Annotated in this window: 10 protein-coding genes; 2 read left to right on the top strand and 8 right to left on the bottom strand. The window is 33.0% G+C overall.

Annotation, left to right across the window (positions count from 1 at the left end; genetic code table 11):
- Positions 1 to 20: 20 nt before the first annotated feature.
- Positions 21 to 947 carry a M28 family peptidase gene (locus AC4FQ5_RS10385; protein ID WP_491143032.1) on the bottom strand — a complete coding sequence of 309 codons (927 nt, stop codon included), beginning with the start codon at positions 945 to 947 and terminating at the stop codon, positions 21 to 23.
- A 179-nt stretch (positions 948 to 1126) separates the two neighbouring features.
- Complete coding sequence (locus AC4FQ5_RS10380; protein WP_300350007.1) at positions 1127 to 1516, bottom strand: DUF4293 domain-containing protein; 390 nt, start codon at positions 1514 to 1516, stop codon at positions 1127 to 1129.
- A gap of 145 nt (positions 1517 to 1661) precedes the next feature.
- Here AC4FQ5_RS10380 and rho point away from each other — a divergent pair, with 145 nt between their 5' ends.
- Complete coding sequence (rho, locus tag AC4FQ5_RS10375; RefSeq protein WP_491143030.1) at positions 1662 to 3542, top strand: transcription termination factor Rho; 1881 nt, start codon at positions 1662 to 1664, stop codon at positions 3540 to 3542.
- Between the two features lie 176 nt (positions 3543 to 3718).
- On the top strand, positions 3719 to 4315 hold the full coding sequence (locus AC4FQ5_RS10370; RefSeq protein WP_491143028.1) for a superoxide dismutase: 597 nt from the start codon (positions 3719 to 3721) through the stop codon (positions 4313 to 4315).
- A gap of 73 nt (positions 4316 to 4388) precedes the next feature.
- On the opposite strand, the gene AC4FQ5_RS10365 is transcribed toward AC4FQ5_RS10370, so the two are convergent.
- The 6 genes from AC4FQ5_RS10365 to AC4FQ5_RS10340 form a co-directional block, all read right to left on the bottom strand.
- A complete protein-coding gene (locus AC4FQ5_RS10365) occupies positions 4389 to 6110 on the bottom strand; it encodes a T9SS type A sorting domain-containing protein (protein WP_491143026.1) in 1722 nt (573 codons plus the stop codon).
- Positions 6111 to 6113: 3 nt separating this feature from the next.
- Positions 6114 to 7058 (bottom strand): hypothetical protein, encoded by a 945-nt coding sequence (locus tag AC4FQ5_RS10360; protein ID WP_491143025.1) that lies wholly within the window; start codon positions 7056 to 7058, stop codon positions 6114 to 6116.
- An 83-nt stretch (positions 7059 to 7141) separates the two neighbouring features.
- A complete protein-coding gene (locus tag AC4FQ5_RS10355) occupies positions 7142 to 8977 on the bottom strand; it encodes a T9SS type A sorting domain-containing protein (RefSeq protein WP_491143024.1) in 1836 nt (611 codons plus the stop codon).
- A 3-nt stretch (positions 8978 to 8980) separates the two neighbouring features.
- Entirely contained in the window at positions 8981 to 9811 is an 831-nt protein-coding gene (locus AC4FQ5_RS10350; protein WP_491143022.1) for a hypothetical protein, read from the bottom strand.
- Between the two features lie 378 nt (positions 9812 to 10189).
- The gene (locus AC4FQ5_RS10345; RefSeq protein WP_491143020.1) at positions 10190 to 11995 is read right to left on the bottom strand and encodes a T9SS type A sorting domain-containing protein; all 1806 of its coding nucleotides are present in this window, start codon (positions 11993 to 11995) and stop codon (positions 10190 to 10192) included.
- Positions 11995 to 12960, bottom strand: coding sequence for a hypothetical protein (locus AC4FQ5_RS10340; protein WP_491143019.1), 966 nt, complete (start codon positions 12958 to 12960; stop codon positions 11995 to 11997). The genes AC4FQ5_RS10345 and AC4FQ5_RS10340 overlap by 1 nt, the downstream gene beginning before the upstream one ends.
- Positions 12961 to 12969: the final 9 nt, after the last annotated feature.

Below are 12969 nucleotides of genomic sequence, written 5' to 3'. Positions count from 1 at the left end.
AATATAATGATAAGACGTTTTTAATTGAATTTTACTTTATCATTATACTTCGGATCGAAGTTTTTTGGGTTTAATTTTTCGAGAGTCTTTCCAAAATTGTTGATGAGTTGGCTAAGATTTTCAAAATCAACGATGTTGATGTCGTCATTTACCTGATGATAATGTTTGATTTTACTCATATCTGCAGTTGAAATAGAATGCGCAATGATTTTTTTCTTCACAAAACTTACATTGTCAGATCTGTAGAATAATTGTTCTGATGCATAAGGATCCGGATGTATTTTTAAACCGTTTGCTGCATTTTTGTTAAACAATTCGTCAAGGTCAGAAAATTCGTCCCCCGTAATAAAGACCGCATTTTTTCCAAATTCAGATTCGGTTGCTACCATTTCAAAATTGAAAAGTGCAGAAAGATTGTTATAAATTTTATCTAAACTTTTATTTTCAGCGATCGCTGTTGAACCCAGCATTCCTTTTTCTTCACCGTTGAATGCCATGAAAACCATTGAAAACTCGGGTTTTTTATCTTTAAAATAATCTGCAATTCCTACTAAAGTCGTGATTCCGCTTGCATCATCATCTGCACCGTTGTAGATGGTGTCTTCGCCTCCTTTTCTGCTCACCCCGATATGATCAAAATGTCCTGAGAAACCCAAAGTTTTTTCTGCTTTTCCCTTTTTGATTCCGCAGACATTGTACGCTGTCTTCCCTTTATAATTGAAAGGAACGAGATAAGAATTACCAGTACAGTATTCTAAATTATTTTCTTTAAACAGTTCAGCAATATAATTAGCTGCGTTGTCATTTTCAGGAGTTCCGATTTCACGGCCTTTCATTTCGTCAGAAGCCAGGGTAGTGATGACCGTTTTTATTCTTTCTGCAGAAACTTCCTGTGCAAAGCTGGCTGCAGAAAAAAGAGATAGAAAAAGATAGGCTAGTTTTTTCATAGGGTAAATATTTATTCTAGTGAATATGTCGCAATTTTATTTGAAATGTTGCATAAAATTTTTAGAAAAAATTATGAATGTAAAATCTCAAAAGAATAATCAGCGTATTTTGACAAATTTAAAATAAAAAAAACAGCTCCAAAAGAAGCTGTTCTTACTCAAAAAAAATCATTGTCAGGTTATCGCAGTCTGTCTACAGATTTTACGAGCCTCTCATCTTTCTTGATAAAAATATTTGCCAAAAACAAACAAATTACCGCAATCAATGGGAAAACCGGCTCAATACCCTTCTCAGGAAAATCTATTCCTCCGGATAAGTTTTGCATCCAGTACACCAATATACCAATCAACAAAGCGTTTATAATGATGCTGATATTATTCAGCATGATCTGTCTTTTTCTGTTTTTAAAGCTAAACAAACTGAATGCGCCTATCAAAACCAAAACAATTGATGAGATGCTTATGATCGGCGTTTTTCCGAAAACTTCTACATCCTGCCCCGTAATATATAGAAAAGCCGCTGCTAAAACCGATAGCAAAATCCAAATAGTCTGTATTCTTTGTAACATAGAATCTTAAATTCAGCAGCAAAAATAACATAAATTTTGCACAATTCAAAAATAAGTGTAGATTTGCAATATACAATGTACTTGAAAACAAAAGTCACCGGACTTACTTTTCTTACTCACAACTAATTACATTTTTACTTTAAATATGTTTAACATAGAAACGTTAAGGTCAAAATCCGTAACGGAATTGGCTAAAATCCTAAAAGATTTGGGCGTTAAGGTTGCAAGAAACAGCACAGATAATGATAAAATCTTCGCCGTTCTTGATTTTCAGGCTTCTAACCCTAAAGTGGCGAAAGATTACTTCAATACTACAGAAAGCAATACAGAAACTGAAGAAAAACCTGCCCCAACAGAGAAAGTGGTGAAAGCTGCTCCTAAAAAACCAGCAGCCAAAAAGCCGGTAAGGTCAAAAGTTGCCACAGAACCTCCTAAAGAAGCAGAGCCTGAAAAAACAGAGGAAGCAACCGAAGAAAAAGAAGTTATTGCAGAAGCTATCGTAAAAGAGCCTGCAAAAGGTGCGGTGGAAGAAAGGCCTGCAAACAATGCTTCGAAACAGAAAAGAAAAAGGGTAGCTCCTGCAAATTTACCTGAAAGCCAAACTCAGGAAAAAGAGGAAGCTCCTGTAAACACAGATTCTCAAGCTGCTGCACCTTCTGCACAAGCCAGAGAAGAAAGACCTAAAAGACCGCAACAGCAACAGCAAGGTCAGTCTCAAAATCAGAAAGGTCAAAACTATCCACAACAAAACAGTGGAAATACTCAAAATAGAAATCAGAACAATAACCAAAATCAGAATTCTAACCAGAACAATCCTAATCAGAATAACCCTAATCAAAACCAGAATCCTAATCAGAATCAGAACAGAAATTCTGAAAGAGAAGAAACTGAATCTAAAAAAGAGTTCAATTTCGATGGAATGGTGAGTATTGAAGGAGTCTTGGAAATTTTACCTGACAACTACGGATTTTTACGTTCTTCAGATTTCAGTTATATATCTTCTCCTGATGACGTGTATGTTTCTACGGCACAGATCAGAAATTTTGGATTAAAAACAGGAGATACCGTAAGAGGTATTGTGCGTTTGCCAAAAGAAGGCGAGAAATATTTTTCTTTATTAAAACCTACAGAAGTTAACGGACGCGATCTTGCATTTATCAAAGACCGTGTTGCTTTTGAATATTTAACTCCGCTTTTCCCGGAAGAGAAATTTAATCTTTCAGGTGATAACTCTACGATGTCTACGAGAATTGTAGATCTTTTTGCACCTATCGGAAAAGGACAAAGAGCCATGATTGTTGCCCAGCCGAAAACCGGTAAAACCATGTTGCTGAAAGATATTGCAAACTCTATTGCAGCCAATCACCCTGAAGTTTATATGATGGTGCTTTTGATCGACGAACGTCCTGAAGAAGTTACCGACATGGAAAGGAGTGTAAATGCAGAAGTTATCGCTTCTACATTTGACGAAGCTGCAGATAAGCACGTGAAAGTTGCCAACCTTGTTTTGGCGAAAGCTCAGAGAATGGTAGAATGTGGTCACGATGTGGTTATTTTATTAGATTCGATTACAAGATTGGCAAGAGCGTACAATACAGTAACTCCGGCATCAGGAAAAGTGCTTTCCGGTGGTGTGGATGCGAATGCTTTACATAAACCGAAAAGATTCTTTGGTGCTGCAAGAAAAATAGAAAATGGAGGTTCATTAACAATTATTGCAACTGCATTGATTGATACAGGTTCTAAAATGGATGAGGTAATCTTTGAAGAATTCAAAGGTACCGGAAACATGGAGCTTCAATTAGACCGAAAAATAGCCAACAGAAGAATTTATCCTGCCATCGACTTGGTTTCTTCAAGCACAAGAAGAGATGATTTATTGCTTGATGAAGTAACTTCACAGAGAATGTGGATTTTCAGAAAATATCTTTCGGAAATGAATCCTATCGAAGCTATGGAATTTGTCAACAAAAATATCAGAGGAACTCTGAACAACGAAGAATTTTTAATGTCTATGAATAGATAGACATACGTTAATATTGTTTATAAGAGCGCAGATTTCGGTCTGTGCTTTTTTGTTTCATTAAATTTAAAATTTCTAATCAAACTGTCAATGTTAAAGATTTATTAAAATAATCTGCAATTTTTGATATTGGCTTAAATATTGGCTAAATTTACATATTAACATTAAAAATTAAACTTATGTCATTCGAATTACCAAAATTAGGATACGCGTACGACGCTTTAGAGCCAACTATTGATGCAAAAACTATGGAGATTCACCATACAAAGCACCACCAAGCATATATCGATAATTTAAATAAAGCAATTGAAGGAACTGAATTAGAAGGGAAAACAATTGAAGAAGTTTGTAAAACAGGTACTGATAAGCCAGCAGTAAGAAATAATGGAGGAGGTCACTTTAACCATTCTCTATTCTGGGAAATTTTAACTCCGGGCGGAAGTTCTACTCCGGTTGGAAATGTAAGCAATGCAATTGAAAACTACGGAGGTTTTGATAAATTCAAAACTGATTTTGCAGAAGCTGCTAAAACAAGATTCGGATCTGGATGGGCTTGGCTAATTAAAAACGAAGACGGTTCTGTATCTGTATCTTCTACTCCAAATCAGGACAATCCTTTGATGCCTGTGGCAGATGTGAAAGGAACGCCGGTTTTAGGTTTAGATGTTTGGGAACATGCTTATTATCTAAACTACCAAAACAGAAGACCTGATTATGTAACTGCATTTTTTGATGTTGTTAATTGGGACAAAGTTGAAGAATTATTTAATAAATAAATATCTTTAAATAGTATAAAAAAGGTTCAGAAAATTCTGAACCTTTTTTTGTTGTTATAATTTTATCCTGAATTTATTTTACAATAACCTTTTTAGTAGTTGTTTTGTTGTTAATATTAATTTTTAATAAGTAAGAAGCCTTTGGCAAGTTTTGTACATTTACTTGAGTTGAACTTCCTTTCAGGATGCTTCTTCCTGAAATGTCAACTAATTCCCAAGAATTAATCTTCTCATTTCCTGAATCTATATTGATGTATGTTGATGCAGGATTTGGATATATATCAATTTGCTTATCCAAATCTTTCTTTTCTTCCATATCTAAATTTAAAACCATATCTTTTTGATTAAGATTAGCCTTAAAGATTTTAGAAGTAGTATTATCTTCGGTACAACGTGCAATAAAAGCATGGTAATTTGCTCTTAATTGAATATGTGTACCAGGCAAAAGATTTATATTTTGTCCTGCTTGCATGGAAATGTTATATCCAGCACCTACAATATAATTATCCAAAGTCGTGATATTGTTTCCAACTACATAATTGAAGTTTATGTTTGGTTCTGATGTCAATGTTAAACTATCTATACAAGGAGAGTACGTAGACTTGTTTTCAGTAATAAGTTGGGGAAGACCATATCTAGAAATTCCGTCACCCAGATTTACAGAATTCATATTTACGTTCATATTCGAACCATATATCTCGGGATTATTTATAATTCCTAAAAAGCTACTGCCAAATCTATTTATATAAATATTACCATATTTATTTCGCTGAAGATTTGTGTAGCTAGCTGAGGAAGGTGTTGTTGGACCATTAAAAATTTGTAAAGAATTGACATTGCCAGTGGAAGAGTTTTGCAAATTCACCGCAAATATTGATGTGTTTGCTAAGAACAAGACTGAACCATTTGTATTAAATTCTGGCAGATAACTTCGAGTTGAATTTACATTTAAAGAATAATTATTGGTTATTAATCCTGTGCTATAATTGAACGAAACGACTCTGTTAACAAGTTGCAAAGTGCTGCCAGGATTTACACTATCTTGCCAAAGTGATACACAAATATAATGGGAGAAATTTTGATGATTCAATTTTGGAGAAGCCTTTATGCTATAGCCTGCTGGAGAAACTAAATTACCCGGAAAATTAAGATTGCTAGTAACAGGAACGCCAGAAAATCCGGTATTATCAATTTTATAGCTAAAAAGGTTATTTCCGCTAGGAATAAGAACCCAGTAGGTGTTTGCCGTATATCCTGCAACAACCGTAACTGCTTCTGAACGAAAAGTGTTTCCAAGATTGTCTAAAATTGGAACATTCTTAAAGTTTTGTAAAACCGCACCCAATGGTAACCCGCCAACAACGGGACCAAGTGACATATCAACGATCGAAAATGAAATCCATTGAGGAAGTGCATTAGGGTCAGTAAGATTCTCGACTTCTGGGGTGACAAAAACATAATATTGATTGCTATTGGCTGGATTTTTTACAATTGCTAACTGTTGTGACGAAGCCCCTCCTGAAAGTCCAGTTCCGTTTAGCATTGGTTGATGCTGTCGATTCCAAATTGTTTGCGAATTACAGTAAAAAAGCAAATTTCCATTTGCGTCACTTGCTGTGCCAGAGGCTTCAGACGTATTCATCTGGCTATTGCTCATAGCTACAGGCATGGTTGGATTGGAAAAATTTACAGCAGCTCGATTTCCAAAATACCAATTATCGTTCTCTCCCTGCGCAAAAGTTGTGATAAAAACTAAGTTTAGCACAAATGTTAGAAAAATATTTTTTGTTTTCACGGCTTATCTATTTTGTTGATTATTAGAATTCATCCGTTTTTTGAGCAACTCAATTTCTTCTTTTTGAATTTTAAGTTGCTTACTTTGCTCAATCGTATAAAGAGTAAGCTCTTCAATTTTCTGTAAAAGTTTAATCTGAAACTCACCCACATTTACTCCTTCTTTTTCCATTTGTTTAGCCGAAGCTATTTCAGGTAAATGTTTTTTCTCTTTGATGTGTTTTTCAACATCTTCTAATGTTGGAAGATTGTATTTTTCTTCAAAAACGAAATCTGCAGTTGGTGAAAGTGTTACTTTTATTTCTTTAGCTTCAAATTTTGCATCAACCTTTACATTATCTGAAAATGATGCTTTACCGTTTACATCTAATTTATATTGTGGAGAAGAAGTTCCTATTCCTACATTCCCATCGACAAACATCTGACCGTCATGACGTAATGAGAATGTAACATCATCAAAACCAAGTCCCTGAATAATATTCTTCATAAAATATCTGTCAGTGTTTCGATTATGTGCCGTTGTTATTGCAAATTCATTTGATCCGACTCCACCATTGTTATGTACGGTTAGTTTATAGAGTGGATTTGTAATCCCTATTCCTACATTTTTTGGTGTATAAATGTCTCCACTAAACCATACGTCACCATTGTTTTGAAATTTTGTTTGTGCAGACCATTCATAAGTAGATCCTATTTTTGGTGCAATAAATAAATTTGTACTTCCCACGCCATCTGGAGTATGAAATATCCAAGAATTTTGTCCTGAACTAATTATATCCCAAAAACTTGCGTGTCCCAAAACGTCTAATGGAACTTGAGGGTTGTCTGTACCTATACCCACATAATTATTTCCTGAAACTGTCGGTGAGACGGTTCCATTTGGAGTGTAAATTTGTGCAGATAAAGTTATTGAAGCAAAAATAGCTAATGATAAAATTTGTTTTTTCATGTTTTATTTAAATTTTTAGTGATTAAAATAATGATGTCTAGATAAGAAAGAGGCTCTTAATATTTGAGCCTCTATTATTGTTATTATTTTACGAGAACTTTTTTGGTGACTTGTCTGTTTACCGTATTTATTTTTAACAAATACATTGCTTGTGGCAAGCTTTGTACATTTATTTGATTAGAAGTTCCTTTTAGAATATTTTTTCCTGAATTGTCTAATAATTCCCATGCAGTAATCTTTTCATTTCCAGCATCTATATTGATGTATGTTGATGCGGGATTAGGAAAAATTTTTATATCTGAATTAATAATTTTACTTTTAATATCTGATATAGATTTATCCTTTTGAGTTTTTGATTGATCACCTTCGTTACATGGCGCTATGTATGCATGGAAATTTCCAGTGTTATATGCTGTAGCATAAAAACCATTAGTTAACTGAATATCGTAAGCGGCTCTGAATTCTACATCAATATTAGGATAAATTGCAGATGCCGAATAAATGCTTCCAAATGCATAATAATTAGCTGAACTTGTAATTGGTTGATTAGTTTCAAAACGCCACTCTTCTGCACATGGAATTGGGCAATTGTTGAAAGAAACATCGGGACCAGGTGGATTTGTATTAAATACTACAACGGTATTTTGAGGTATGCCATTTATTGTATAATTTAATTGTGCAAGGATATTAAAATTTGTAATATTACTTGGTCCGGTAGGATAAAAACTGGCATTTGTTAAATTAAATGAAAAATTACCTCCCGTTGCTGTTGTAATTGTTTGACTACTGATATTTGCATTATTTGCAGCATTATTAACTAAAAGCATAATATTGCTTAAAATTGCATTTGGTGGAAGTGTAAAGCTGCCTGTAACCGGAAATGGAAAACTTGGACAATTGTTTTCTTTTATTGGATTTAAAGTAATGCTAGGATTAAATGATGAGATAGGACAGTTGAAGCCACAAAAATCATCGAAGTAAGCATATCCCCAATGTCCGCCTTGTCCGCAATCACCCAATATAATTTCTAATGTTAATGTTTGTCCTATAAAATTTGATGTATCAATACGCTCGCATAACCAATTAGTAAAAAGTATGCTACCAGATTGCTGGAAAAGTGGATTGGCGGGATCACCCATTACGTTTCTTTGAAAAATAGTTTGAGTTCCATTTTTCAGTATAACTTGATAGTAGGGATTTGTGTTACTTGATATATGTTGCTGTCCTGCATTTTGTAAGACTAAAGCAAACGCAAAACTGATATTGTTTTCATTGACAACAAATTGTCTTGTCATTTTGGTAATATGATAATAATCCGGTGGGGAATTGGGACTTTGTGAAGTTGATGCTATATTGTTATTTAATCTTATAGCATATCTGCCATTATTGACTCTTGGAATTCCAACTAAAGGATCGTTGCTAAAATTATCTATAATGGTTGCTTTCGAACCTGAGCTAGCTGAAATCACACTAGTAGGAGTAGTGTTAAATGCTTGATAACCTGCTGGATATTTGTTTGATGTGAAACTAAAACCTGCTGCTGTACCATTCTCAAACCCACCATTTACACATTGCTGTTTAAGTGGTGTTGCATAAAAATATCTTAATTTTTCTGGATTTTGTTGAAAAAAAACATCTCTTAATTTTTGTTTTTTAGCATCTAATAGTAACGCTTGATATCTATCTCCTGTTAGAGAATTTCCATTTTCATCTTTAACATTATTAATACTATTGATAATATCAGTAAAATCATAAGTATTGATATTTTGATTAATGAAATTCAGTATTTCATTTTCAATAATCTGCGCTTGGTTTAGACGGGTAGTTTCTTCCTGAAGATATTGATCTTCATATGATTGAGCAATCGTTTTTGACAAACAAAAACACAGTGCAAGAACTATATATATTTTCGTTCTCATATCTTATTTGTTTTTTTGATTATTAAAATGCTCAAGTTTTTCAATTCTTTTCTGTTGCTCTTTAATCAGCTTATTCTGCTCAATTGTATAAAGAGTCAATTCTTCAATCTTCTGTAAAAGCTTAATTTGAAATTCACCCACATTTACTCCTTCTTTTTCCATTTGTTTAGCCGAAGCTATTTCAGGTAAATGTTTTTTCTCTTTGATGTGTTTTTCAACATCTTCTAATGTTGGAAGATTGTATTTTTCTTCAAAAACGAAATCGGCAGTTGGAGTAAGGGTTACTTTTATTTCCTTGGCTTCTAATTTACCTTGTAAAGAAGCGTTGTCACCTTTTACTAAAAAGGTGTTTCCTATTCTGGTCCCGCCAGAAAAATCATTATCATAATTTAATACTAAAACATTGCTGTTGTCATGTACAATTGCTCTTCCACCTTGTCCACTTAGTGCATTTTTCAATACCAGATCCCCAGCTCCGTTATATAAAAAGTAATTGTTATCGCTCACAACTCTAAAGTTTCCACGTACGTCTAATGTTGATAAAGGATTTTCGGTATTAATACCTGTGTATCCGCCTTCTGAAATATATACTGTACCCCACAAAGATTTTAATTTTATAGCACGTTGTGTCTTAAAATTTATTCCACCCCACCAGTGAGTATCCAATACCCAACCGGCAGTTGTTTGGATATTTGATATTTTATAATTTTGATGTTCAGAAGGAAAGTTTTCAAATTCTTTTCCGATGAGATTTGTGAAAAATACGTCTACTATCTGTGCTTTTATTGATAAGGTAGATAATATAAAAAATGATGTGAATAATAATTTTTTCATAGTTTAATTGTTGTTAATTTTAGATTTTAACTCTTTTATTTTGTTTAGTGGTTAAAGTGCTTAGTTCTGCGATTTTTGTAATTATAAGTTGATTATTTCATCCACTTTAAACTACTTTTTTTATTTAATTTTATAGAAAAATGTTAATGGGTTATTCCTGATGCTCTATCCAGACATATTCCATTTGGAATATGTAGTTTCGAAGGATTATTATGCCCAATTGCAATATTTCCTCTTATCTTGCCGGATTTTATGTTGTACCACTTACTCCTTTTGGTTAAATTTTGTACTGAAAGATTACCAAACACAAAAGATTGTTTTTGATAATTTAATAAATATTCAAAATAAAAAGAGTCAAGTGTTAGAACTTCTTTAGTATTAATTTACAATGACTTTTTTGATGACTTGCTTATTTCTAGTATTTATTTTTATTAAATAATTTGCTTTAGGTATGCTTGATACATTTATTTGTTTAGTACTTCCTTTTAAGACAATTTTTCCTGAAATATCAAATAGTTCCCAAGATATAATTTCTTTATTTCCTGAATCTATGTTGATGAATGTTGATGCAGGATTTGGATATATTTTTACATCAGAAGCTAGAAGGCTTTTTGAAATTTCTTTTTTATCCGAGTCGACAAAAATATTGTTGATTTTGGCAAAATTTTCGATTGTTCCATCACATAAACCTATATAAGCACGAAACAAACTGCCTCGAGTAGCTTTTACATGAAAACCTGGAAGTAATATTACATTTTGACCTGCCTTATAATTTACAATTAAGTCATCATTAATTGCTGAAGATGCATTAATAAATTGACCCGCTTGGAAATTTTGTGAAGTTGTTATTTGTTGGGTGATATTAAGAATATCAGGACAAGTGTTGTCTAAACTTGGTATTAATTGAGGGAAAGAAAACCCGTTTCGTGTATTTATTGCTGGTGTAATTGAACTTAAGGGATTTAATGTCGGACTCCAAACGTTGGGTGTATTAATAACTTTCCATTCGTAAGACGGATTAGATGGAATTGTATTGCTGTTAAAATCAACTTTCGAGATATTAGAGCTATTAGCCTGACGTTTTATATTTTGAATCAAATATATTTTACCATCTTTTGCTCGTTGTAAACTAGCTGTTGATCTCATGAGGCTAAAATCATAATGAGTAGAAGAAGTATTATTAACACCTACTAAACTTCCGGTACTAATATTGTACATTGCTAAACCAGAATAGCCAATTATTGGATCTGGGTACAAGCATAAGCATGATTCTGCCCCAATAAAATAAACAATATTGCTATCAGGAGAGAATTCGGCACTATTTGGAGTGTTACTTGCGTCACTATAATAATAGCTAAGATTGCTGACAGGAATAATATTCATCTGATTGTTAACAATACCCGTAGTATTATTAAAATTAGCAAGAAAGACCCCGCCTCCTGTTAAAGAATTTACTCTAGATAATAATTTTTTAGCATTTGGTGAGATTTTGATGAATCCTCCATAAATAGCACCTGAACTTACTACAGGAGTTGTATTCAAACCGCTTCCGCTCAATTTGTAAGATAAAAAATTACCATTATTTGCAGTTACGATCCAGTAAGAGTTGCCGTCACTTGCAAAAGTGGATGTCAAAGCATTGGTTGGAGAATTCGTAAATAGTATATTATTCTTAGAAATTACTTTGCCAAGACCTCCGTTTAAAGATATATCAACAATTGCATATCTTAAACCATAACTATAAGATGAATATGGGGAAACGATATCTTGATCATCTATTCTTCTGTCTCCGTGAATATAGAAAACGTAATATAATGAATTTGAGTTTGGTAAAGGAAGTATAATTGATGATTGGTCAGAAGGGTTACCAATTGATTGAAACGGTAAATTTACAGGTGTCCCAAACAAGTCATTTCCATTATCCATTATAACACTATTTTTATTATAAATGTTATACCCATTTGAAAAGAAAAGTAAATCTCCTGTATTTTTATCACTAATTACAGAGCTTTGATATCTTATATAAGGATTCAAATTCGTAGTGTGTGAAAAACCATTAGGCACACTATTGTCAAAAAACCATTTGTTATTACCGAATAGCCAATTATCATTTTCATGTTGAGAAAAGAAAAAATTCGTTCCAAAACTTATAAGAAACAGCAGAAAATATATTTTTTTTTTCATCAGTTTTTTGCTTTTTTATTGTCAGAAGTTTCGAGTTTTTCTATCCTTTTCTGTTGCTTTTTTAAAAGTTCGCTTTGCTCTTTAATTAGCTTATTTTGCTCAATCGCATAAAGAGTCAATTCTTCAATCTTCTGTAAAAGTTTAATTTGAAATTCACCCACATTTACTCCTTCTTTTTCCATTTGTTTAGCCGAAGCTATTTCAGGTAAATGTTTTTTCTCTTTGATGTGTTTTTCAACATCTTCTAATGTTGGAAGATTGTATTTTTCTTCAAAAACAAAATCGGCAGTTGGTGTAAGGGTTACTTTTATTTCCTTTGATTCCAATTTTGCATCAATTCTCATATTGCCTGAAAAAGATGATTTTCCGTTTACGTCTAATTTATATTGAGGTTTTGAAGTTCCTATTCCTATATTTCCATTTTCAATGGATGCAAAATTTGAAGTTTGAGCATTGATATCAAACGTGCCAAAATATGAGCCTTTAGGTAAATTGTATATAGGATCATTAATTGAAACGGTGCTTAAGTTTTGACCTGCTTGATCTTGATGTGATCCCGTATTAGAAATAAGTGTTGCATTTGTGTAGTAATATTTAAGTCCCCCTCTCAAATAGACGACAATATCATTGTTTGCTTGTCCACAAATTACTCTTCCTAAAAAAGATATTACAGGTGTGCCATTTCCCGATTCTGTACCATAGGTGAAATTGTCAACATTTAAGCTATTCCCATTTGATCCCCATCCATTTCCAATTCCAGTAATAGCAACGATACCGTGTGCGCTCCACATAATATCTTCATGGATATTAGGACGAGAAATGAAAAATGTTTTATTTGTTCCATCTGTACTTGTAGATCTAAAAACGACCGGAACATATTGATTGGTATTTCCTGCAGCTGTAAAAGACTGAGAAAAAGCATATTGAATAATTAGTAAAAATAGTAGGCTGAGTAATTTTTTCATAGTTTTAAT

The sequence above is a fragment of the Chryseobacterium sp. DT-167 genome (genome assembly GCF_058310155.1).
This window is presented reverse-complemented; position numbering and strand designations above follow the sequence as displayed.